Genomic DNA, 23,659 nt, shown 5'->3' with positions numbered 1-23,659 from the left:
CGCCATCACCATCATGAAAATCAAATCCGTCCGCGCCCGCGTCTACGAATGGCAAGGCAAGACCGTGCCGCCCCAGGGCAACTTCTGCTCCAACGCCATGGACCTGCTCTATGCGCCGCAGGAGACCATGTCCACCTTCCGCTTCCATTCCTGGACGGTGGTGGAGATCGAGACCGATGACGGCATCGTCGGCCTGGGCAACGTGGCGCTGGCGCCGCGCATCGCCAAGGCCATCATCGACGAGTACCTGGCGCCCCTGGTCATCGGCCACGACCCGTGGGACTACGAATACCTGTGGCAGCGCATGTACCGCGCCACGCACGCCTGGGGCCGCAAGGGCGTGACCATGGCCGCCATCTCCGCCGTGGACCTGGCCATCTGGGACATCCTGGGCAAGAGCGTGAACAAGCCTGTGTTCAAGCTGCTGGGCGGGCGCACCAAGGAAAGGATTCCCTGCTACTACAGCAAGCTCTACCGCACCGACCTCAAGGCCATGCAGGAAGAGGCGCAGAAATTCCTGGACCAGGGCTTCAAGGCCTTCAAGATGCGCTTCGGCTACGGCCCGGCCCATCTGCAGGAAGGCGTGCGCGAGAACCTGCGCTCGGTCGAGGCCGTGCGCGAGGTCATAGGCTACGACTGCGACCTGATGCTGGAGTGCTACATGGGCTGGAACCTGGAGTACGCCAGGCGCATGCTCCCCAAGCTGGAGAAGTTCGAGCCGCGCTGGCTGGAGGAGCCCGTGATCGCCGACGACATCGACGGCTATGCCGAACTCAGCCGGCTCACCAGCATTCCGATCTCAGGCGGCGAGCACGAGTTCAGCCTCTACGGCTTCAAGCAGCTGCTGGACAAAAAGGCCGTCAGCGTCGTGCAGTACGACACCAACCGCGTGGGCGGCATCACGGCGGCGCACAAGATCAATGCGCTGTGCGAGGCGTTCAGCGTGCCCGTGATCCCGCATGCGGGCCAGATGCACAACTACCACCTGACCATGAGCACGCTGGCCTCGCCCATGGCCGAGTATTTCCCCATCTTCGACGTGGAGGTGGGCAACGAGCTGTTCTGGTACATCTTCGACGGCGAGCCCGTGGCCGAGAACGGCTTCCTGCAGCTCAGGGACGATGTGCCGGGCCTGGGCCTCACGCTCAAGACCGAGTACCTGGACCAGTTCCGCATCGTCGAATGAGGGAGCACGCCATGCCCGGAATTTCTCGGCCGCGCTACAGCGGCATCTTCCCCGTGGTACCCACCACCTTTCACGAGGACGGCACGCTGGACCTGGCCAGCCAGAAGCGCTGCCTGGACTTCATGATCGACTCGGGCGTGGACGGCCTGTGCATCCTGGCCAACTTCTCCGAGCAGTTCCTGCTGGCCGATGACGAGCGCGAGGTCCTCACGCGCACGGCGCTGGAGCATGTGGCGGGCCGCGTGCCCGTGATCGTCACCACCACGCACACCTCCTCACGCATCTGCGCCGACCGCAGCCGCCGTGCGCAGGACATGGGCGCGGCCATGGTGATGGTCATGCCGCCCTACCATGGCGCCACCTTCCGCTTCGGCGAGCCCCAGATCCAGGGCTTCTTCCAGGCCGTGTCCGATGCCATCGCCATTCCCATCATGGTCCAGGACGCGCCGGCCGCAGGCACGCCGCTGTCCCCCGCCTTCCTCGCGCGCATGGCCCGCGAGATCGAGCAGGTCTGCTACTTCAAGATGGAAACCGCAGGCGCCGCCGGCAAGCTGCGCGAGCTCATCGCGCTGGGTGGCGACGCCATCGAAGGCCCCTGGGACGGCGAGGAAGCCATCACCCTGCTGGCCGACCTGCAGGCCGGCGCCACGGGCTCCATGACGGGCGGCGGCTTTGCCGACGGCATACGCCCCATCATCGAAGCGCACAGAAACGGCGACCCCGACACCGCATTCGCCCTCTACCAGCGCTGGCTGCCGCTGATCAACCACGAAAACCGCCAGGCCGGCTTCCTGGCCGCCAAGGCGCTGATGAAGGCCGGCGGCGTGATCGCCTGCGACGCGCCGCGCGCGCCCTGGCCGCCCATGCACCCCGAGGTGCGCCGCCAGTTGCTGGACATTGCGCGGCGGCTGGATCCGCTGGTGCTGCGCTGGGGGCGCTGAGGTTCCAAGGCCCCGCAAATAGCTATCTCGGGGCCTCCACGATCCCCGACACATCCAGCACATACATCTGCCGCTGGTGCTCGTGCACGGAGTCGATGCAGACCCGGCGCCCGTCACGGCTCCAGCGCGGGTGCAGGTCGCAGCGGTTTTCCTTGCTGAGATCGGGCGAGGCGTAGAAGCTGCCCAGGTCGTGGCGCTCGCCCGTGTGCATGTCGTACAGGAACAGGAAGCGCTCGTGCGTTCGGTCGTCGGGGTAGGTATCGCTGAGCAGCCAGCGCGTGTCCACGGGCGAGAAGCTCATGTGGCCGTTCTCTACCAGCACGCCTGCGCCCACCACTTGCACGTCACCGCCCTCCACATCGTCATAGAGGTGATAGTGGATCTCCCCGGCATGCGGGCCCCACACAATGATGTGGCTGTCGTCCTGCCATAGCGGATGCGAGATCTGGTATTCGGACTTTTCGTAGTCGAACGTGCCCACGGCCATCGGGTCGAAGTCGTCGGCCAGCTGGGGCAGCGGATGGTCCGAGCATTCGAGCAGGCGCATGTCGGAGCCGTCGGGCGCCATGGTGATCAGGCGGTGCAGAAAGCAGGTTTCGTCCTTGACGCGTTCGGTCCAGCGGTGCAGGAACAGGATGCGCGATGACGAGGGGTTGACCTCGATATGGCTGACCCAGTGGATGGCCTTGTCCATCGATGCGCGGTGGTGGAAGTCCTTGAGCCGCGCATAGCTGGCCAGCAGCCTGGCCTCGCCCGTCGCGACCTCCATGCGCCAGATGCCGTCGTCCTCGGGCGCCAAGGGCAACGCGAAGGGACCACCCTCTTCGCTATAGCCAATGGTTTCGTGCGTGACGTACAGACGACGGTAGTCCACGCACAGCGCCCAGGCGCTGCTGGGCGCCACCACATAGACGGGCATGGGCAGGGTGCGCCGCTCGCCGCTGTCCACATCGATGACCACGGAGCCGAACCCCGGATAGCGCCCCCCGGATTCTGCCGTCCTGTCGTTGTGGATCAGTTGGCGGCCCGCCAGCCCGTCAAGCCACTGCAGCTGGCTGCCCATCTGCCAGTTCCAGGCGCCGGTCTCGCCCACGGCGTGGAAGCGGTCGCCGTTTTCGGTATCGAAGTAGCCGATGGACGCCCGCGCCTGGGGCGTGAGGTACTGGTCCATCCACGGCGTTTGCTGCGCCAGCACCAGGCGATTGCTGCGGTCCCAGCTGGACTTGTTGTAGTAGCCGAAAAAGTGGTGCTGGCGGCCATCGCCCAGGCGGCGGCAGGGGACGAAGGATGCGGGGGTGTTCGAAGTCATGGAGCGTTTCATTGGGCGGAGATGTGGCCTTCGGCGATCACGCGGTCCCAGCGCTGCTTTTCGCGGGCAACGAAGGATTGCGCCTCAGGCAGGCTGTTGGCGACGGCGCTCATGCCCTGCTCTTGCAGGCCCTTGCGGAACTCGGGCGTGGCCACGACCTTTCGGATGTCGTCATTGAGCTTTTTGACGATGGCCTCGGGCACCTTGGAGGAGACGGCCACCGTGGTCCAGGAGGTGGCCACATAGTCCTTGAGCCCGGACTCGGCCGCCGTGGGCACGTCCGGCAGGGCCGCCAGGCGCTGGCTGCCCGTGACGGCCAACGCCTTGAGCTTGCCGCCGCGTATGTGCGACAGCACCGTGGGCGGGTTCTCGAACATGAGCTGGATCTGGCCGCCCAACAGGTCGTTGAGCGCGGCCGAGCTGCCGCGATAAGGCACGTGCACGATGGGCGCGCCCGCCTGCAGCTTGTACAGCTCGCCCATCATGTGCACGGACGAGCCCACGCCGGCCGAGCCGAAGTTGACCGTGCCAGGCGCCTTTTTGGCCAGCGCCGTCAGCTCGGCCAGGTTGCTGGCGGCAAGGCTGGGCGTGGCCACCACCACATGCGGCATCTCGGCCAGCACGGTCACCACGCGCAGATCCTTTGCGGGGTCATAGGCCAGCTTGCTGTACACGCCATAGGCGGCATGCAGGCCGATGGAGCCCACCATCAGCGTGTAGCCGTCGGCCGGCTGATCGGCCACATATCGGCCTCCCAGATGACCGCCCGCGCCGGGCTTGTTTTCCACCACCACCGGCTGGCCCCAGAGCCGGCTCAGGCGGTCGGCCAGCATGCGTGCCTGCACGTCGGAGCTGCCGCCTGCAGTGAAAGGCACGATGATGCGCATCTGCCGGCCGGGCTGGGGAAAGCCGTCCTGTGCCTGGGCGGCTGCCGGCACCATGCCCGCCACGGCGGCGGCGATTACTGCGGCGGCCGTGCGGCGTGCTGTTGTCTTGTTCATGGAATCCTTTCGACGGCGCTGCCGCGCCTGGGCAATCGATGCAATGGAGGCAGTGTAGAAAGCCTGTCATCTTTGGAAAAATGCATTTTTCCGTGGCCTCTATACAAAAAAGATATACATTGCCAGCCACCCCGAGCAGGACCGAATCGCCATGTCCAGACCCCTGAGCTCCCGAGAGATCGAGGCCTTCCGTGCCGTCATGCAGACCGGCACCACCACGGCCGCCGCGCGGCTGCTGCACACCACGCAGCCTTCGGTCAGCCGGCTGCTGGCCCAGATGCAGGCGGCCGCAGGGCTCAAGCTGTTCGACATGCACAAGGGCCGCCTGCGCCCCACGGCCGAGGCCGTGGAACTGTTCGCCACCGTGCAGCAGCATTTCCTGGGGCGCGAGCGCATAGAGCGCGACCTGGCCGCACTGCGCCAGTCCGGCACCGGCACGCTGCGCATAGGCTGCACGCCGGCCCTGGGCCTGAGCGTGATCCCGGCCGTGGTGCGCAGCTTCGCGCAGCGCTACCCGGGCACCCACATCAGCCTGCAGACCCTGGGCTCCACGCCCTTGCGCGAGGGCCTGCTGCATGGCCACTTCGACCTGGTGGTCAGCACCATGGCGCTGAGCACGCCCGAGCTGGATGCCACCGTGCTGCACCGCAGCCGCGCCGTCTGCGTCATGCACCCGGACCATGCGCTGGCCACGCGCACGCGGCTGCATGTGCGCGACCTGCAGGGCCAGCTGCTGCTGACGCTCAACGCCGATGACGACATCTACCTGCAACTGCGCAGCACCATGCAGGAGCAGGGCATAGAGGCCGGCTCCACCATGGAGACCACCTACTCCTCCACCATCTGCAGCCTGGCTGCACAGGGGCTGGGGCTGGGCGTGGTCAACCCCTACGTGGCCTCGGTGTTCGCGCGCGACCTGCGTGTGCTGCCACTGCTTCCAGCCTGCGCGGTGGAGGTGGTGCTGGCCCTGCCGCCCCAATACGCGCCCACCGAAAGGGCTGACTGCTTCGTGCAGTTGCTGCGCGAGCAATTGCACGCCTATCCGCAGGCCCGCACACCCTAAAATTGCGGCCGATTGGAGACAAGCGGTTTGCAAACGAGTACCCACGAGCCCATGCTCACCCCCGCCGAGCGCGAGGCCATCAATTCCGGCCAGTGGTTCTGCAGCCTTTCGCCCTCGCTGCGCCATGACATCCTGCGCCAGACCACGGTCCGGCGGCTCAAGGACGGGGCACTGATCTATGCACGCGGCGATGTGCCGCACAGGTGGTATGCCTGTGCGCAGGGCGCCGTGCGCATGAGCTCGACCAGCCTGTCGGGTCGGCAGACCACGCTGGCCTATGTGGAGCCGGGTGCCTGGTTCGGTGCCATGTCCACCTTTCTTGACGAGCCCCGCACGCGCGATGCCTATGCCCATGGCGACACCACGCTGCTGTGCGTGGACAAGGAGAGCTTTCACGCCATCCTGGCCACGCATGTGGAGTTCTACGACGCCCTGCTGCGCCTGCAGGCCCACCGCATACGCCAGACCTACGGGCTGGTGGAAGACCTCAACACCCTGCCCCTGCGCGCACGCCTGGTCAAGCAGTTGCTGCACCTGTCGCGCAGCTACGGCACACAGGTGCTGGACGACCCGCGCGAGCTGCGCATAGGCCTGCAACTGGTGCAGGAGGAGCTGGCCCAGTTGCTGGGCGCCTCGCGCCAGCGCGTGAACCAGGAACTCAAGCGCATGGAGCGCGACAACTGCATTCGCGTGGAAGCCCAGGGCCTGGTGGTCAGGGACCTGGTGGCCCTGCAGACCATCGTGCGCGAGGCCAGCCTGGCCGGCGCCTGAGGCCGGCGCCAGCGCAGCGGCAGTTCAGCGCCGGTTCAGCGACGCCAGTCGATTCTTGCCGGGCGGCCCGGCAGATGCAGCGCAGCCGTTGCAGCAGGCGCCTCGGCCAGCAACCGGCCCTTGCGGAACACCTTCAGGCGCGTGGCGCGCAGCCGTATCGCCTCGGCCGCATCGCGCGCCTGCAGCAGCACGAAGCTGGCATCGCAGCCTGCCTCGATGCCGTAGCCGTCCAGGTGCATCACACGCGCCGCGCGCGTGGTCACGGCGTCGAAGCAGTCGCGCATGCCGTCCTGGCTGGTCATCTGCGCCACATGCAGGCCCATGTGGGCGACCTCCAGCATGTCGCCCGAGCCCATGCCATACCACGGGTCCATCACGCAGTCATGGCCGAAGGCCACGTTGACGCCTGCGGCCAGCAGCTCGGGCACGCGCGTCATGCCGCGGCGCTTGGGATAGCTGTCCTGGCGGCCCTGCAGCGTGATGTTGATCAGCGGATTGGCAATCACGGCCACGCCGCTTTCGGCGATCAGCGGCAGCAGCTTGCTCACGTAGTAGTTGTCCATGCTGTGCATGGAGGTGCAGTGCGAGCCCGTCACGCGGCCCTGCAGTCCCAGGCGCTGCGCCTCGAAGGCCAGGGTTTCGATGTGACGCGACAGCGGGTCGTCGGACTCGTCGCAGTGCATGTCCACCAGCAGGCCGCGCTCGGCCGCCAGCTCGCACAGCAGCCTGACGCTGTCGGCACCCTCGGCCATGGTGCGCTCGAAGTGGGGAATGCCGCCCACCACGTCCACGCCCTTGTCCAGCGCCCGCCGCAGGTTGGCGACGCCGCCGGGCGAGCGCAGCACGCCGTCCTGCGGAAACGCCACCAGCTGCAGGTCGATATAGGGAGCCACCTGGCGCTTGACCTCCAGCAACGCATCGACGGCCAGCAGGCGGGCATCGCTGGTATCCACGTGGCTGCGGATGGCCTGCAGCCCCTTGGCCGCCGCCCAGTCGCAATACTCCAGCGCGCGCGAGATCAGCGCCTCGGCCGTGAGCAGCGGCTTGAGCTCACCCCAAAGTGCAATGCCCTCCAGCAGCGTGCCGCTGCGGTTGACGCGCGGCAGACCGTGGCTCAGCGTGGCATCCATGTGGAAATGCGGATCGACGAAGGGCGGCGACACCAGCTGGTGCTGTGCATCGACCACCTGGTGGGCAGGCGCTGAAAGGCCCGCTGCGACCTCGACGATGCGCCCGCCCTGCACGGCGATGGACATGTCCTGGCGGCCGTCGGGCAGCGTGGCGTGAATGACGAGTAGATCAAGCATCTGCGTATTCTGCGGGCATGGCCGCGCACCCGCAGACTTGCTTGACCACGCTGAATGGCCTGCCAGCGGTCAGACCGAAAGCGCAAGGGATCAGGGGGAACTACTGGTAGCTGATGGTGAAGGTCGCCGCCGCATTGGCACTGCCTATGGTCACGTTCTCTTCGGTCTTGACATAGCGCGCCGTCAGCGGGATATCCAACCGCTCCTGCCCGTAGGCAACAGACCCTGCAAACCATTGATTCCTGTTGCCGGCGGCATTGGAGTCCGGGCCAAAGCCCAGTATCTGGTCATCCTTGCGGATCTGCACACCCACACCTTTTGCCACCGAGGTTTTCGACAGGGTCAGAGCATTGCCGATATTTCCAGGATTTGCCACATCCGTCAGCGTGACATAGGCGTTGGTCAACGAACCTGGGATGCCGCCCTTGCACAACAACGAGATGAGGAAGGAGCGGGGAGCACCGGTTGAGCCGATTGAGGTGAGTTTTTGAGTGACAGTCTGGGCCATGCGCACGGGCTCCGACGCCTGTGGGGTACAAGTGGGCACCTTGGGCCGGAGGACGACGGGCGAGGAAAAGTTGTATTGAGCGAGAAGCTGGCCAAATGCATCATTCGCGCGTTCGTACAGGAAATCGCTGTCCAGCACGCCACCTGCAGTGATATCGCCATCTGCGGTCTTGATCAACTCAACTGTGACATCGATAAGTGGATATGCAAAAGATCCGTTGTGATTGGAATACCCCAAACCACTTACAGGCGCAGCACCATATCTAGTCGAAACCCTCATGCCAATACCCTCGACTGTCGTCGGATATATATTATTGACTGGTGTAGATTTACCTAAAATATAGCCCGTGACCGATGGAACACAATTCATCAATCTAGCGCCAAGCCCATTACTTATTACCGCTACAGCGGTTTTTGAGTAAATCACCGTATTCTTGGCCACATTGGAATTGAATTCTGGAGGATTGAAATTACTGAACACATACTTGTAATAGCCTGACCCATCAGTTGTATTTTCAATTGCGCATGCGGACCATGCGGAGGTGGCCATCATTGCCAAAATAAATATCATGACAGCCTTGTTTATTCTGCAAAAAACGCCTATGAATATATGCATTTTGAATACCCCCGGATAATGAAAAAATTCCAAGGCCGCATTTCCTTGGAAAATTTTCAATCGTAGACATCTTTCATCCGAGATGAAATCAGATCAATCTGATTCAAGGTCTGCCCGGTGCCATGAAGGTCGTGGCGAGGCAGGCGATGGACATGTCCTGGCGGCCATCGGGCAGCGTGGCGTGAATGACGAGTAGATCAAGCATTTGCGTATGCTGCGGGCAGGGCCCGGCGCTCTCTCTTTCGGTGGGGTTTCATCAGGGCCTGCGGATAGCTGGCCCTGCGCTGCCGGCATGCGCGCGCCCTCCCCGACGATACCTATCGGGGGCACAGTCCTGCGGCCTGCGCAGACTCGTGCTGGAGCCTGCGCTCCAGGTTTTGCCAGTCGCTATGAAGGTCGCGCGCCACGCGCGGGCTCCTGCAAAGCGCAACGTGGCGCGCCTGGGACAGCGGTTGCAACGCGGCCAGTGCCTGCAGGCGCAGAGCATCGTCGTTCAGCAGTTGCGCGGCGGCCAGCCGGGCCTGGGCGATTCCGATTTCGGCATATGCACGGGGTGCAGGCAGCTGTTGCGCCAGGGCCTGGCGCACTTCAGCGGCATCACCCATGCCTATGGCAATCCAGAGCCAGGCGATCCAGCTGTCCTGGGCGGCGTAGTGGCCGGCCTTCTTCGGCGGGGTGCGCTCCACGCTTTGGCGGGCCAGTGCCACGGCAGCGCCAGTCTGGCCGTGCTCGGCCATGAACCGGGCATGCAGGGTTTCGGCCTGCATCAATGAGAAGATTTTCCATTCACGGCGCTGAGCCGAATCCGCAGTCACGGCATGCGCAGCTTGCGGCGCTGCCTGAAGCGCAGCCTGGAGCGCGATCACATTGGCCTGCAACTGGGCTTGCGCCGCTTCGGGGTGGCCGCTGGCATCCAGCAACCGGGCGAGCTTGATGCGCGCGTGCAGCAGCAGGAAATCGTCCGGCGCATCGGCGTCGGCGCGGCGGATCTCCACGGCCTGCACCATCCGATCAAGCCTTTGCGCCACGGTCTGATCAGGCGGTCCCCAGAACGCAAGAACTTCCTGCACGCTGGCCAGCACCCGGCGTGCAGGGCCTTGCACGTCCTGCAGGTCGGCCACCAGTTGCTGGCGCAAATTCGTTGCCTGCTCGGCGGTATCCGCCGTGTCGGCCATGCCTTTCAATGCATGGGCACGCTGCAGATCACTCTGTGCCCGGGACTGCGTCATCGCCCAGGCCGATTGGTAAAGCGCTTTGGCGCGCGCCTCGGCCGGAGGATGGTCGTCCATGAGTTGCAGTTCCCGGGCGGCCTCCAGGTAGATCTCCACCCGTTGCTCTTGGGCAGACGGGGGCAGTTGATCGGCCTGGGCCAGGCGGGCCTCGATCTCGGCCAGGTGCTGCTCCGGTACGTAATCACGGCGGGCAGACAGCTCCACATCCCACAGCGCAGCAAGAACCTGCCGCCCCTGCGGCGCAGCTTGATGAATGCCCATGACCATGGCCACCGGCAGCAGCAGGCAGGCCAGGTAGATTGCCAGGCCCGCTGCGCCTTCGGCCCAACCGGGCGCACGCGATTGCAAGGCAGGCAGCAGCGCGCCTGCAACGGCCGCGCGCCGGACAAAGGGCCAGCGCGCAAAAGCGGGTTGCTGCAGCACGCCGAATGCGCGGTGTACGGCATCGGCCTCACTGACCGGGGCCTGGCATGCCTCCTGTTGAGGAAGCGTGTGCAGGGTGCGATGCACGGCCCGCTCCAGTTGCATCACCCGCCATTGCCAAGGCAGCCCCATCAGCAGCACGCCGGTGAGGATGGAGATCAGGGGGTCCCGGCTGAACCAGGCCAGCCCACCCAGCGCGGCCATGCCCGCCAGTGCAAACACCAGCCGCATTGCGGGCAGGCGGGCGAACAGCAGGCTCTCCACCACGCGGCCGCCATCCAACGGCGTGAGGGGCAACAGGTTGAAGGCGTTGACGACCAGGGTCAGCAGCAGCAATTGCATGGTCCAGGCGGGTGGCTGCGGGACCAGGCCCCAGCCTACGGCAGCCAGCGCTCCCACAGCCAGCAACAGCCCAGGCATGGGACCGGCCAGATAGACGCCCACTTTTTGCAGCGGCGTGGCGTCCGCCTTTTCTCCGGTGGCCATGCCGCCCAGGCCAGGAATGAAGAAGACGGATTGACGCTGGTAGCCCGCCCAGCGCATGGCCAGCCAATGCCCTCCTTCATGCACGGCGATCACCACCAGAAGCATCCACGCCATGTCCCATGAAAACAGCACGGCGCCTGCTGCCAGGAACAGCGCCGCCGTGATCCAGAAACTGCGGTGGCGGTTGTGCGCCATGCCCAGCCCGCGCTGCACGGCTTTCTGGTAGCGAAAGCGCAGCGCCTCGGACACTTGCCGGACCTGCGGCCCATGAAGGCATGCGCCGGCAGATGGGCTGGCGGGCACCGGCCTGTCTTCCTTGCGCACCTGGCGCAAGGCGCGCCAGGCCAGCCGCAGCGACTCGCGCCAGCTGAGCCGCCAGAACCCTGGCCCGGCAGGCAGCGCACGGCCCTGGGCCACCAGTGCAGGGACCTGGCTCCGGCCCCACTCATCCAGGCGCTGTACCGCCTGGTCAAGGCCCTGGACCACGGGAGCCCGGTCGCCGGACAGGCGCTCGGCGTAGGCGGCCCAGGCCGATGCGGTATCAGGCTGGGCATCGTCCAGGTAGGTCCAGCCGGGCGGCGCAGGCAGGCTTGTCTGAGGTAGGCCATTGAAGCCCATCCAATTGCGCCCGTCGGCAAAGAATGTGAGCCAGGTCACGGAGCCCACGGTGCGGCCATGCCTGGCGCTTCCCGCCTGTTCGGCCTGGACCATCGCCCAGGCCCGTCCGTCGGCATGGACGAACAAGTCCACCTCCAGAGGCAGGTCGGGATCCATGGCCTGCGGATGCGTGCCCTGCAGGCTGGCACACCAGGTGAAGCCCAAGGCTTGCAACTCCGGCTGCATGGCATCCAGCACCGCCCGTGATTCGGGCTCCAGCGCCTGGCGCTCCACCACGGCCATGGGCGCAGCACGCAGGCGCAGGCGCATGCAGTTCAAAGTGGCCAGCAGCAGCGAGAGCGCATACAGCAAGGGAATCGCGCCCAGCAGCGCCAGCCAGGGCGCGGCTTGTGAGAGCCAGTTCATCATCTTGAATAGTCTTGTCGATGGAGTGTGACGGTTCTGATGTGCCCTCCCAAAAGCTCCTCCAGGCAGATCAGCATCGGGATCGTAGCCTTGCCACCCGTGATGCGACAATCAAATCAAAGGACCATTCTTCAAATGAAAATCGCCACTTGGAACGTCAATTCCCTGTCCGTGCGCCTGCCGCAGGTGCTGGCCTGGCTGCAGGCCAACCCTGTCGATGCGCTGGCGCTGCAGGAACTCAAGCTCACCGACGACAAGTTTCCGCTGCAGGCGCTGCAGGAGGCCGGCTACCACGCAGTCAGCCATGGGCAGAAGACCTACAACGGCGTGGCCTGGCTGACGCGCACGCCGGTGCGCGACGTGGTGCGCAATATTCCGGGCCTGGATGACGAGCAGGCCCGCATCATTGCCGCCACCCTCGATGCCGAAGGCGGCCCGGTGCGCCTGATCAATGGCTACTTCGTCAATGGGCAGGCGCCGGGCACCGACAAGTTCGCCTACAAGATGCGCTGGCTGCAGGCGCTGCAGGACTGGGTGAAAAGCGAAATGGCGACCCACCCGCGCCTGGTGCTCGTGGGCGACTTCAACGTGGCGCCCGAGGACCGCGACTCCTACGATCCCATCGGCCTGAAGGACACGATCCACCACACGATGGAAGAGCGCACGCATTTCCAGGCGCTGCTGCAGCTGGGCCTGACCGATGCCTTCCGCATGTTCGACCAGCCCGAGAAAAGCTATTCGTGGTGGGACTACCGGATGTTGGGTTTCCAGAAGAACCGGGGCCTGCGCATCGACCATATCCTGGTCAGCGAGGCATTGCGCCCCAGCGTCACCGCCTGCAGCGTGGACCGTGCGCCGCGCAAGAACCCGCAGCCCAGCGACCATGCGCCCGTGGTTGTGACCTTGGGCTGAATTCCAGCCAGCCGGCTACAGCATGTACCGGCGCAGCCAGTGGATGGCCTCGATATGGCCGCGCAGCATCAGGGACTGGCGGTGAAGAATCTCGCTGAGCGCCCTGGGCAGACGTACCTGCTCGGCAGCCTCATAGGCGCTCAGCCATTGCTGCTGGCAGGACTCGGCCTGGTCCAGCACGTAGTCCGCGCCCTCTTCCCTGCCCAGCAGCCCGTCCCAGAAGGCGTTGCGACGCAGTGCGGCACGGCTGTCGCGCACGGGCAGGACCACGCCGCCGCTGGAGCCGATGGCACGTTCCAGGTCCTCGACCAGGATCTGGCTGGCATTGAAGTGCCGCGCCAGCACCTGTCCGATCAGCCCCTGGGGCATGGGATTCATGCATTCACCCAGGCGTGCATGGGCCTGGCGGCCCAGGGCCAGCACGGCATTGAGCAGGGCCGTGCTCTGCAATTCCAGCGTGGTGGCCACTGGCTGTGTGGGCGTGCGCTGGCGCGCCTGCAGCCATGAGGCCTCGACGGCCTCGCGCACCTGGCTCCAGCGCAGCAGGCTGCTGCCCCGAACCTGCTCCCAGCGCTCTTCGAGCTCGAATTCGACATCGTCGAAATCCTGCTGCGCGTGCTCGGGTTCAAGTGACGCTTTCCAGCCCAGTGCGTAGGCGGGACGGTATTGGTCGTAACCACGCCCCGCAACGAAGTAAGGCTCCAGGAAGTAGCGGTCATGCCAGTACGCATCGACCGGCTCGCCAAGCGTGCGCGGTGTCGATGGGTACATCAGGCCCGGACGAGCGGGCTTGGCTTTTTGCCAGAGGTTGGAGAGGACTGTGGGCACGATAGGTCGGGACGTAGGCCGTTCCAGCGAAGAGGACTCCATTGTCCCAAGCCCGGGCGGCCCGGCCCGTCAGCACCCCGGGCGCCGGCCTGTAGGAGCCGGACCCTTGCCAAGGCAAGGGCCCGGCCGCCTCGCCGGCTTGCCTTACTCGAAGGCGTCCTCGTCCATGCCCAGCTCCTGCAGCTTGCGGGTGATGGTGTTGCGGCCGATGCCCAGGCGCTGGGCGGCCTCGACCCGGCGGCCGTGGGTGACGGCCAGGGCCGAGCGGATCAGCTGCGCCTCGAAGCGTCGGGACAGCTGGTCCCAGACTTCACCATGCCCCTGGGCGTGGGTGTGCTCCAGCAGCTGGCGCGCCTGTTGCCCCAGCAGATGGACCCAGTCCAGGTCGGAAGCGGCCAGGGCGGTGTCATGCGGCGGGGCCAGCGCGGACACGGGCACGGCCAGTCGGCCAAGGCCCTCGTCCGCCAGCGGTGCCGGCGCATGCGGCGGCGTGGCCGGTGCAGGCACGCCGCCGTTGCCCCCGCCCACGGGCGGGGCGGCTTCGCCCAGCACCTCGGGGGGCAGGTCCTTGACCGAGATGACCTGGGCAGGGGCCATGACGGTCAGCCAATGGCAGATGTTCTCCAGCTGTCGCACGTTGCCGGGGAAGGCGAAGGTCTGCAGCCGCTGCATGGCATCGACCCCCATGCGCTTGGGCTCCACGCCCAGTTGCCGTGCGCTTTGCTGCAGGAAGTGGCGAGCCAGCATGGGCACGTCTTCATTGCGCTCGCGCAGCGCGGGCAGGCGCAGGCGGATGACGTTGAGGCGGTGGAACAGATCCTCGCGGAAGCCGCCGTTGCGCACGCGCTGCTCCAGGTCCTGGTGGGTGGCGGCGATGACGCGCACATGGGCCTTGACGGCCTGGTGGCCGCCCACGCGGTAGAAGTGCCCGTCCGACAGCACACGCAGCAGGCGCGTCTGCAGGTCGAAGGGCATGTCGCCGATTTCATCGAGAAAGAGCGTGCCGCCCTCGGCCTGCTCGAAGCGTCCGCGCCGTTGCGTCTGGGCGCCCGTGAAGGCGCCGCGCTCGTGACCGAACAGTTCGGACTCCAGCAGGTCCTTGGGGATGGCGGCGGTGTTGATGGCCACGAAGGGGCCACCTGCCACGGGCGAGTGCTTGTGCAGCGCGCGCGCCACCAGCTCCTTGCCCGAGCCCGACTCGCCCGTGATCAGCACCGTGACCTGGCTCTGGCTGAGCCGGCCGATGGCGCGGAACACGTCCTGCATGGCAGGCGCCTGGCCCAGCATCTCGGCCTGCAGCGGGGCCTGGGCCTCCGCCACATCCTCGCGCAGGCTTTCCTCGACCGCGCGCCGGATGAGTTCCACGGCCTTGGGCAGGTCGAAGGGTTTGGGCAGGTATTCGAAGGCTCCGCGCTGGAAGGCCGAGACGGCACTGTCCAGGTCGGAGTACGCGGTCATGATGATGACGGGCAGGCCCGGCTGCTGGGCGCGGATCTGCTCGAGCAGCTCCAGCCCCGAGCCGCCGGGCATGCGGATATCGCTCACCAGCACCTGGGGTGGCTGGCGCGCCGGGTCTCCGGCATCGACATCGGACAGTGCCGTGAGCACATCGCGCGCCTGGATGAAGCTGCGCGTTGCCCAGCCTTCCCGGCCCAGTGCCTTTTCCAGCACGAAGCGGATGGAAGGGTCATCATCCACGATCCAGATCGGTTTCATTGGTGGTGCTTCCTTCCCTTGTTGCAGTGTTGACTTCCGTGGGCCTCAAGGCAGGGGAATGAGGATGCGGAAATCCGTGCGGCCCGGCTGGCTTTCACATTCGATCAGCCCCTGGTGGCGCTGCACGAAGGTCTGCGCCAGCGTCAGCCCCAGTCCCGAACCGCCATCCCTTCCCGATACCAGCGGATAGAAGATCCGCTCCTTGATGGCATCGGGAACGCCTGGCCCGTTGTCGATCACATGCAATTCCAATGCCAACCGATAGCGCTGGCGACCAAAAGTTACCTGCCGGGCCACGCGCGTTCGCAAAATGATCTCGGCATCACCGGCGGCGATGCGCTCCTGCAGCGCCTGCGCCGCGTTCTGGACGATGTTGAGCACAGCCTGGATCAGCTGGGCGCTGTCGCCCCGGAACTCCGGGATGGAGATGTCGTAGTCGCGCGTGATGGTCAGCCCGGCAGGATGCTCGACCAGCACCAGCGAGCGCACGCGCTCGCAGACTTCGTGGATGTTGACGTCACCAACCTCATGCGGATGGCGGTGCGGCGCCAGCAGCCGGTCCACCAGCGCCTGCAGCCGGTCGGCCTCGTGGATGATGACTTCGGTGTACTCGCGCAGCTCGGGGGCGTCCAGATCCATCTGCAGCAGCTGGGCTGCGCCACGGATGCCGCCCAGCGGGTTCTTGATCTCGTGGGCCAGGTTGCGGATCAGCTCCTTGTGCGCCTGGGCCTGCTCGCGCAGCCGCTCCTCGCGGTCCTGGCGGGCCTGCTGCTCCAGCGGCCAGAACTCGACCAGCACATGGCCGGGCCGCTCGGCCAGCGAGACCGTGACGTGCACGGGCAGCGCATCGCCGCCCACGCGGTGCAGGCTGGCCTCGAAGCGCAGGGCCGCGAAGTCGTTGTCCTGGGCGCCACGCAAGGCCTTGTCCAGCAAGGCCGGCTCGGTGAAGCAGGCCGCCAGCTCGCTGCCTTCGAGCATGCGGCGCGACAGGCCCAGTGCGTTTTCAAGGGCGGCGTTGGCGAAAAGCACGGCACCCTGCTCGTCGAGCACGGTCATCAGCGTGCACAGCAGGTCAAGCGCCTGATAGGAGGCCGGGGGCGCCGGCCGGTCGTCCTGGATCATGGCCGGGCTCCGGTGGGCCGCGCGGGCCCGTCAGTTCTTGGGAAGTCGATCCAGCTCACGGCGGATGCCGGCGACATCGCCTTCCTGCCGCGAGATGCTGCTCTTGAGCTGCTCGACACGTTCCAGATAGCCCTGGGGATTGCGCAACTCCAATGCGGTGCGCTGGGGATTGCCATCGTTGTACTCCTGACGCAGCTGTGTCAGCTTCTCCTGGGCGCGGGCCAGCTCGCTTTCCAGAATGGTCCGCGCGTCGGAGTCGCGGGCCTTCTGGGCGCTGCTGTTGACCTTGGCCGGAGCGGGCGATCCTGCGGCCGGAGCGGCGGAGGTGCGCGGTGCCTGGCTGCCGCCCGAGGCCGCCGGCTTGCTGCCGCCATGGATCACCGTCACATGCCCGCCATCCACCGGCTTGCAGTCCTTGGCCTTGGCCTGGCTGACGTTGTTGGTGTACTCGTTGCCGCAGCGGTAGATCACGTCCTGGGACCAGGCTCCCACCGACAGCAGGGGCAGCAGCAGTGACACAAACAGTTTCTTCATTCCATTCCCTCGGGTAGCCAGATCGGAAGGGCCCGGCTTATCCGGGCAAGTATCGCTCCATCTTCCGGGCTGGACATCATTCTTGAGCGGGCCAACCCCTTTTGGTTCCGCGCCCAGCATACCCAGGTCCTGGCCGAAAGCAAAAAAGGCGGCTTGCGCCGCCTTTTTGCCGACTCGCCTTACAGCGAGAAGTACATGTCGTACTCGACCGGATGCACGGCCTGACGGTAACGGGTCACTTCGCCCATCTTCAGCTCGATGTAGGCATCGAGCATGCTGTCCGAGAACACGCCGCCCTTGGTCAGGAACGAGCGGTCCGCGTCCAGCGCTTCCAGGGCCTGGTCCAGGCTGTGGCAGACCGTGGGCACCAGCTTGTCCTCTTCCGGGGGCAGGTGGTACAGATCCTTGGTCGCGGCTTCGCCGGGATGGATCTTGTTTTCCACGCCGTCCAGACCTGCCATCAGCAGGGCCGAGAAGCCCAGGTAGGGGTTCATCAGCGGATCGGGGAAGCGTGCCTCGACGCGGCGGCCCTTGGGGTTGGCCACGTAGGGGATGCGGATCGATGCCGAACGGTTCTTGGCCGAGTAGGCCAGCTTGACCGGAGCCTCGAAGCCGGGCACCAGACGCTTGTAGCTGTTGGTGCCGGGGTTGGTGATGGCGTTCAGGGCACGGGCGTGCTTGATGATGCCGCCGATGTAGTACAGCGCGAAGTCGGACAGGCCGGCGTAGCCGTCACCTGCGAACAGGTTCTTGCCATCCTTCCAGACGGACTGGTGCACGTGCATGCCCGAGCCGTTGTCGCCCGGATAGGGCTTGGGCATGAAGGTGGCGGTCTTGCCGTAGGTGTTGGCCACGTTCCAGATCACGTACTTCATGACCTGTGTCCAGTCGGCGCGCTCCACCAGGGTGCTGAAGCGGGTGCCGATCTCGTTCTGGCCGGCGCCAGCCACTTCATGGTGGAACACTTCGACGGGAATGCCCAGTTGCTCGAGCAGCAGCACCATTTCGGCGCGCAGATCCTGGGTGCTGTCCACGGGGGGCACGGGGAAGTAGCCGCCCTTGTTGCGCGGACGGTGGCCGCGGTTGCCGGATTCGAACTTGGCGCCCGAATTCCAGGGTGCTTCGTACTCTTCGATTTCGTAGAAGGTGCTGCCGGGTTCGGTGTTCCAGCGCACGCCGTCGAAGATGAAGAATTCGGGTTCGGGTCCGAAGTAGGCGGTGTCGCCCAGGCCCGATGCCTTCAGATAGGCTTCGGCGCGCTTGGCCACGGAGCGGGGATCGCGGTCGTAGGCCTTGCCATCACCGGGTTCGATCACATCGCACTGCAGGAACAGCGTGGTCTCTTCAAAGAAGGGGTCGATGTTCGCGGTAGCGGGATCGGGCATCAGCTGCATGTCAGATGCTTCAATGCCCTTCCAGCCTGCCACCGACGAGCCGTCGAAGGCGTGGCCCGAGGTGAACTTGTCTTCGTCGAAGTGCGACACCGGCACCGTGACGTGCTGCTCCTTGCCACGGGTGTCCGTAAAACGAAGGTCCACGAATTTGACCTCGTTCTCCTTCACCATGTTCAACACGTCTGCAACGGTCTTTGCCATCAGATCTCTCCTGCCAATCTGGCTGATCAAAAAAGATAAATACTCTTAAGCAGTTTGCGTGCCAGGCTGCATCCATTGAGTGCATGCCTGCAGACTGGCACCTGCTTGGCGCGCCAGCCCCGTGATTCTGCCGCCTTGGGAAGGGCTTGTGGATGACATTGAGGCCTCTGTCGGCATTCGATCCACCGCCCGGCATCTTCACCAAATCGGTGCAGATTCAGGGGCCGGCCCGTAAATCAGATATTGCGCACCAATTCAGGGCCAAGACTTGCACCAAATGAGTGCAAACCTTCCAGCAGCGTGGGCCAGGCCTTTGTGACGGCACCAGCTTCGCCCTTGACACCAAGTTCTATGTGCCGGCCGTGCTTGGAATCATCCACGCTGGGCAGGCTGAACACCTTGACGCCCGGGTGGTCGCGCTCTATGGCCACCATCAGCGGCGTCAGCGTGGCCTCCATGCCGCCGTAGACGATGACCGAATGCTCCCGCTGCACCGTGCTGTGGAAATGCTTGGCGTAGCGCTGCTCCAGCACCCACTCGACCATGGGCCAGGCCATGATAGGGAAACCGGGCACGAAGTGCACGGTGCCCATTGCGCCCGAGCAGGAAAAGCCCGGGATCTTGTTGTAGACGTTGGGGATGATGCGCGCGCCTTCGGGGAAGTTGCCCATCTGCAGCCGGTGCAGGTTGTCGGCGCGCTGGGGTTCGTAGGGCTTGCCTTCTTCGGTGGCCACATCGCGCATGCGCTCGCGGATCAGGGCCACGGCTTCCGGGTGCAGTGCCAGCGGCACGCCCAGGGCCTCGGCCGCGCATTGGCGCGTGTGGTCGTCGGGGGTGGCGCCTATGCCGCCAAAGCTGAAGACCACGGCCTGCGATGCGAAGGCGCGGCGCAGGGCGTCGGTGATGCGCGCCCTGTCGTCGCCCACGTACTCGGCATGGGCCAGGGACAGGCCACGCGCGCCCAGCAGCTCGATCAGCTTGGGAAGGTGCTTGTCGGCACGCTTGCCCGACAGGATTTCGTCTCCGATGATGAGTGCGCCTACTTGAAGGGTCATGAGGTCTTTTCTTGCGGGGTGGAGGGGGGAGAGTCCGCGCCGGCTCCGAGCGGCGCGTCGGGAGCGTAGGGCACGATGGGGGTGTCGGGCAGCGCCGGTTCCTCCTCGCGCATGCGCTGCAGCGCGGCCAGGCAGAAGTGGGCAAACCACAGCGAGGAGAAAGCGAAGATCAGCGCATAGATCCAGATGGCCACCGGAATCAGTATCCAGAAGGCCGCGATAAAGACCACGCCGGAGGCCCAGACAATGGCCGGCGCCGCGCCCAGATAGCCGCAGACCACGCCCATGAGCATCAGCGCCAGGCGGTGGCGCAGGAACAGGCTGCGGCGCTCGGGCTTGCTGGCGTGGGCAGAGAGCGCGTCAAAGGCCATGACGCGGTAGGTCAGCCAGCCCCAGATCAGCGGCGGGATCACCACCACCAGGGGCGGCACGAACCACAGCGGCACCGACACCAGCAGCGCGATCAAGGCAATCAGCGAAGAGCCTGCGGACCACACCAGGCTGCCGACCAGGGTGGCGCCCTGCCTGCGCTCCAGCGCGGGAAAACGCCGCTGGGCCACCAGCTCGACCAGGGCCGGCGTCATGAACAGCGCCACCAGCAGCAGCGAGACCACGACCAGCACCGGCGTGACCGAGAGCACGACCAGCACCGGCGCCACCAGCTCGGGCAGCGATTGCACGCCCATCCAGGACCAGACGGTGTGCAGCCAGCCCACGCCCTGCAGGACCCCTTCCGTCCAGACGACGGCATCGGCCCAGAAGAAATAGCCCAGCAGCCAGGCCGTGATGGCCATGAACAACAAGGGAAAAAGCGACCATGCAATCACCCGCTTATGCAGGCAATACGCCGTCGCACGCCAGAAGGAATCGAGTAGCAAGCCCATGCCGGCAAGCATACCCCGAGCCCAGCCTCAAGCGCGACCCATCAACCTTAGGAACCCACGCCATTGCTGGGCCCAAAAGCCCTGGCCGTAGTCGCGCAGCTGGCCCTGGGCATTGGGCTGGACCTGGTCGCGCACGCCGGTGGGATCGAAGCGCAGCTCGAAGTTGGCGGTGCCGAACAGCATGTCCCACCAGGGCAGCAGCACGCCGAAGTTGTTGCCATGCGCCTTCTTGTTGCGCACTGGCGCCATGGGCTCGTGGCCTATGCCGATGGCGTGGTGGCGGCGGTGAAAGCGCGGGCTGATCCACAGCCGCTCGCCTATGGTGCCGAACCAGACGCGCAGGTTGGCATGCTGGAAGCTCTCGCTGAGCTGGGTGAAGGCCACGATGGCCACGAACTGGCCTGGAGCCACGCCGATGAGCTGGGCCACGAGCACGATGATGGTGTCGCGGATCACATCGTCGAGCAGGTGGTTGCGGTTGTCGCTCCACACCGTCATCTGGCGCTGCGAGTGGTGCAGCGCATGCAGCTTCCACCACCAGCCGATGCTGTGCTGGCCGCGGTGTATCCAGTAGTCCAGGAAGTCGAAGGCCAGCAGGTAGATGATCAGGCTGACCCAGGCCAGGTCGGTGACGCCGGGCCACACGCCGTCGAGGTGAAAGCTCGGCAGCCCCCAGACATGCAGGCGGCCCATGAGCTCGTCCCACAGCGGGTCCAGCGTGAAGAACAGGGCCAGCCGGAACAGGCCCAGCCGGTGGACCACGGTGTAGATGATGTCCACGTGGATGGCGCGCCGGTCGGTGACGGGCTCGACCGGCCGCCAGTACTGCAGCGGCGCGATCACGGCCACCATGATGAAGATCTGCAGCAGGCCCACCAGCAGCCAGCCCGTGGCGCCATAGGCGTCCTCCAGCAGGCTGGCCTGCCCCAGGCCGAACAGCAGGGGCTGGACAACGCCCTCGAACAGGCGCTGCTGCGCATTACCGAACCACTGAATCCACCAGTCCACACCACGCTCCCATCGCCCGCCGCGCTGCGCGCGCGGACACTATGCGAATTTTGCTACCCAATCCCGATAGTCGGGATGCTCCCGCAGCGTGCGGAAGCAGAACCCCTGCTTGAGCAGGCCCGTGACCAAAGGTTCCAGCACGGCAGGTGCCCAGGGGTCCTTGCGTGACCAGATGCCCAGATGGGCCAGCAGGATGTCTCCGCTGCGGATGTTCTTGAGCGCCTGGGCCAGCAGCTGCGCATTCGGGTAGCGGTCACTGGGCAGCTCATCGCCCAGGAAACCCGCGCTGGCCCAGCCCACATGCATGTAGCCGCCCTGCCGCGCGGCATCCAGCAGCGCGGGCGAGGTCTTGCCGCCGGGCGCACGGAACAGTGGCAGGGGCTTGCGCCCCGTGATCTGCTGCAGCCGCTGTGCGGATCGGCGGATCTCGTCGCAATAGCCTGCCGCATCGACCGTGAAGTTCTCGTTGGCGCGCGGCCCTGCCGAGGGGCGCACGCGAAAACCCGTGACCGGCCCGTTCTTCGAGGCGCGCAGATCACCGCGCCAGTACATGTGGTCGTAGGTGTGCGAGGCGAATTCATGGCCTTCGGCAGCGCGTGCGCGCCACCAGGGCGCCCAGGTCTCGCCCAGGCTGCCATCGCCTTGCTGGGTGGGCTCGTTGGCCGCGAAAAACGTCACTGGCACCGCATGGCGCTTGAGCACATCGGCCACCAGGTCGGCAATGCCCATGTGGCCCGTGTCGAAGGTCAGATACACGGTCTTGGCACAGCCTGTGCCCTGCCCTGCCGGCAAGGCGGGGCGCAGCAGGCCGAAAGCCGCCGCACCGGCCAGCGATTGCGCAAAGAGACGGCGGTCCATCAGCGTTGCGCGTGGGCGAGCGTCCACACGCCGTGCGGCGACTTGCCGACCTTGACCTGCTGGACCACCTTCTTTTCCACGGTGTCGATCACCGACAGCTTGCGCGCCCAGCGCGAGCTGACCAGCAGGTAGCGGCCGTCGGCGGAGACGTCCATGCAGTCGGGACCGCCCGGTGCCGGGTAGTTGGCCACGACCTGGTTGGTCTGCATGTCGATCTTGCTGATGGTGTTGGCCACGCGGTTGCTCACATACAGGTGGCGGCCGTCGCCGGCCGCGCGCATGGCGTGGGCGCCAGCGGCTGTCTTGATGCGGGCCACGCTGCGCGGCTCGGGGCCGGTGATGTCGAACACTTCCACGCCATCGCTGCCGGTCAGGCCGATGAACAGCTTGGTGCCGTCCGGGCTGCCATAGAGATCGGCCGGCATGGGGCCGGTGGGCACGCGGGCCTTGATGGTCTGGGTGGCAATGTCGATGGCCACCAGGGCATCGCTGTCCTGCATGGTGGAATAGATGGTCGTGCTCTTGGCATCGATCCAGAGATGGCTGGGCGTCTTGCCCGTGGGCACGCGCTTGACCAGCTGCGGGTTCTGGCCATCCCAGCGGTAGATGTCGATGTGGTTGAGGCGGTTGGCCGCCGTGACGAACCACTTCATGTCCGGGCTGAAGCGCAGGTGATAGGGGTCGATGATGTCGCGGATCACGCGCTGCACCTCGCCCGTGCGCGGATCGACCAGGGTCAGGGTGTCGCCCAGCGCATTGGCCACGACCAACGATTTCTCGTCCGGCGTGAGGTACAGGTGATGCGGCTCCTTGCCCGTGGGAATGCGTGCCGTCTCCTGCCAGGTGACCGGGTCCACGATGCTGATGTTGGCATCAAGCGAGTTGAGCACAAAGATGGGCGTGGGGCCCTGAGTCTGCGGTGGCGACGTGACACGCGCGACCGGGGCCGCAGGAGCTGCCGTAGCCGAGGGAACGGAAGGCGCGGCAGGAACGGCGGCCGCCTGGGCCGATGCGGCTTGCGCCTGCACGGCAGCAGACGTGGCCGAGGCCGCGCGGGCCGATTTGGATCCGGGCAGCGATGCCACGGCCAGCCAGGCCAGCGCACCGCCGCCCACAACCAAAGCCACAGCCGCGCTCAAGCGCCCGACGGAAAGACGTTTCACAAAGCACCACCTTCTGAGAATCTGCGCAGTGTAGCTGCGCCAATCAGCCCCTCGGACGCTCTGGGGCATCGGCTTTTGCTGCTGTGCAAAAAACCGACATTTGCGCGACGTTGGCCCGA

General features: G+C 65.8%; 20 protein-coding genes. 5 read left to right on the top strand and 15 right to left on the bottom strand.

What is annotated here, in order from left to right; genetic code table 11:
• Positions 1 to 13 precede the first annotated feature (13 nt).
• Both AC57B5_RS27140 and AC57B5_RS27135 read left to right on the top strand, forming a co-directional pair.
• Positions 14 to 1,186 carry an L-rhamnonate dehydratase gene (locus AC57B5_RS27140; protein ID WP_034396240.1) on the top strand — a complete coding sequence of 391 codons (1,173 nt, stop codon included), beginning with the start codon at positions 14 to 16 and terminating at the stop codon, positions 1,184 to 1,186.
• A gap of 11 nt (positions 1,187 to 1,197) precedes the next feature.
• Positions 1,198 to 2,127: a dihydrodipicolinate synthase family protein gene (locus AC57B5_RS27135; RefSeq protein WP_496400672.1), complete on the top strand. Its 930-nt coding sequence runs from the start codon at positions 1,198 to 1,200 to the stop codon at positions 2,125 to 2,127.
• Between the two features lie 22 nt (positions 2,128 to 2,149).
• Here the strand turns inward: AC57B5_RS27135 and AC57B5_RS27130 are convergent, their stop codons facing one another.
• Positions 2,150 to 3,448, bottom strand: coding sequence for a hypothetical protein (locus tag AC57B5_RS27130; protein WP_496400671.1), 1,299 nt, complete (start codon positions 3,446 to 3,448; stop codon positions 2,150 to 2,152).
• Positions 3,445 to 4,437: a Bug family tripartite tricarboxylate transporter substrate binding protein gene (locus AC57B5_RS27125; protein ID WP_496400670.1), complete on the bottom strand. Its 993-nt coding sequence runs from the start codon at positions 4,435 to 4,437 to the stop codon at positions 3,445 to 3,447. The genes AC57B5_RS27130 and AC57B5_RS27125 overlap by 4 nt, the downstream gene beginning before the upstream one ends.
• 151 nt (positions 4,438 to 4,588) lie before the next feature.
• Here AC57B5_RS27125 and AC57B5_RS27120 point away from each other — a divergent pair, with 151 nt between their 5' ends.
• Complete coding sequence (locus tag AC57B5_RS27120) at positions 4,589 to 5,500, top strand: LysR family transcriptional regulator (protein WP_496400669.1); 912 nt, start codon at positions 4,589 to 4,591, stop codon at positions 5,498 to 5,500.
• 51 nt (positions 5,501 to 5,551) lie between these two features.
• Complete coding sequence (locus tag AC57B5_RS27115) at positions 5,552 to 6,271, top strand: Crp/Fnr family transcriptional regulator (protein ID WP_496400880.1); 720 nt, start codon at positions 5,552 to 5,554, stop codon at positions 6,269 to 6,271.
• Positions 6,272 to 6,306: 35 nt separating this feature from the next.
• Here AC57B5_RS27115 and AC57B5_RS27110 read toward each other — a convergent pair whose 3' ends face one another.
• The 3 genes from AC57B5_RS27110 to AC57B5_RS27100 form a co-directional block, all read right to left on the bottom strand.
• On the bottom strand, positions 6,307 to 7,578 hold the full coding sequence (locus AC57B5_RS27110) for an amidohydrolase family protein (protein ID WP_012206794.1): 1,272 nt from the start codon (positions 7,576 to 7,578) through the stop codon (positions 6,307 to 6,309).
• Positions 7,579 to 7,678: 100 nt separating this feature from the next.
• On the bottom strand, positions 7,679 to 8,761 hold the full coding sequence (locus AC57B5_RS27105; RefSeq protein ID WP_496400668.1) for a fimbrial protein: 1,083 nt from the start codon (positions 8,759 to 8,761) through the stop codon (positions 7,679 to 7,681).
• 257 nt (positions 8,762 to 9,018) lie between these two features.
• Positions 9,019 to 11,868, bottom strand: coding sequence for a site-2 protease family protein (locus AC57B5_RS27100; protein WP_496400667.1), 2,850 nt, complete (start codon positions 11,866 to 11,868; stop codon positions 9,019 to 9,021).
• Positions 11,869 to 12,000: 132 nt separating this feature from the next.
• On the opposite strand from AC57B5_RS27100, the gene xth reads away from it, so the two are divergent.
• Complete coding sequence (gene xth, locus AC57B5_RS27095) at positions 12,001 to 12,777, top strand: exodeoxyribonuclease III (protein ID WP_496400666.1); 777 nt, start codon at positions 12,001 to 12,003, stop codon at positions 12,775 to 12,777.
• A gap of 15 nt (positions 12,778 to 12,792) precedes the next feature.
• Here xth and AC57B5_RS27090 read toward each other — a convergent pair whose 3' ends face one another.
• The 10 genes from AC57B5_RS27090 to AC57B5_RS27045 form a co-directional block, all read right to left on the bottom strand.
• Positions 12,793 to 13,605, bottom strand: coding sequence for a hypothetical protein (locus AC57B5_RS27090; protein ID WP_224986152.1), 813 nt, complete (start codon positions 13,603 to 13,605; stop codon positions 12,793 to 12,795).
• Between the two features lie 144 nt (positions 13,606 to 13,749).
• On the bottom strand, positions 13,750 to 15,321 hold the full coding sequence (gene ntrC / locus AC57B5_RS27085; protein WP_313234749.1) for a nitrogen regulation protein NR(I): 1,572 nt from the start codon (positions 15,319 to 15,321) through the stop codon (positions 13,750 to 13,752).
• Positions 15,322 to 15,366: 45 nt separating this feature from the next.
• Positions 15,367 to 16,443 carry a nitrogen regulation protein NR(II) gene (gene glnL / locus AC57B5_RS27080; protein ID WP_012206799.1) on the bottom strand — a complete coding sequence of 359 codons (1,077 nt, stop codon included), beginning with the start codon at positions 16,441 to 16,443 and terminating at the stop codon, positions 15,367 to 15,369.
• A gap of 30 nt (positions 16,444 to 16,473) precedes the next feature.
• A complete protein-coding gene (locus tag AC57B5_RS27075) occupies positions 16,474 to 16,977 on the bottom strand; it encodes a hypothetical protein (RefSeq protein ID WP_013801180.1) in 504 nt (167 codons plus the stop codon).
• A 179-nt stretch (positions 16,978 to 17,156) separates the two neighbouring features.
• The gene (gene glnA, locus AC57B5_RS27070; protein ID WP_012206801.1) at positions 17,157 to 18,572 is read right to left on the bottom strand and encodes a type I glutamate--ammonia ligase; all 1,416 of its coding nucleotides are present in this window, start codon (positions 18,570 to 18,572) and stop codon (positions 17,157 to 17,159) included.
• A 236-nt stretch (positions 18,573 to 18,808) separates the two neighbouring features.
• Positions 18,809 to 19,627, bottom strand: a complete 819-nt coding sequence (locus AC57B5_RS27065) for a competence/damage-inducible protein A (RefSeq protein ID WP_496400665.1) — start codon at positions 19,625 to 19,627, stop codon at positions 18,809 to 18,811.
• A complete protein-coding gene (locus AC57B5_RS27060) occupies positions 19,624 to 20,523 on the bottom strand; it encodes an EI24 domain-containing protein (RefSeq protein ID WP_197943994.1) in 900 nt (299 codons plus the stop codon). The genes AC57B5_RS27065 and AC57B5_RS27060 overlap by 4 nt, the downstream gene beginning before the upstream one ends.
• A gap of 15 nt (positions 20,524 to 20,538) precedes the next feature.
• Positions 20,539 to 21,519, bottom strand: coding sequence for a sterol desaturase family protein (locus AC57B5_RS27055; RefSeq protein WP_012206804.1), 981 nt, complete (start codon positions 21,517 to 21,519; stop codon positions 20,539 to 20,541).
• A gap of 39 nt (positions 21,520 to 21,558) precedes the next feature.
• The gene (locus AC57B5_RS27050; RefSeq protein WP_496400664.1) at positions 21,559 to 22,377 is read right to left on the bottom strand and encodes a polysaccharide deacetylase family protein; all 819 of its coding nucleotides are present in this window, start codon (positions 22,375 to 22,377) and stop codon (positions 21,559 to 21,561) included.
• Positions 22,377 to 23,609, bottom strand: a complete 1,233-nt coding sequence (locus tag AC57B5_RS27045) for a YncE family protein (protein WP_496400663.1) — start codon at positions 23,607 to 23,609, stop codon at positions 22,377 to 22,379. Before AC57B5_RS27045 ends, AC57B5_RS27050 begins: the two co-directional genes overlap by 1 nt.
• Positions 23,610 to 23,659: the final 50 nt, after the last annotated feature.

Source organism: Delftia sp. BGA-UO-ETr-SB1 (assembly GCF_059567865.1).
This window is presented reverse-complemented; position numbering and strand designations above follow the sequence as displayed.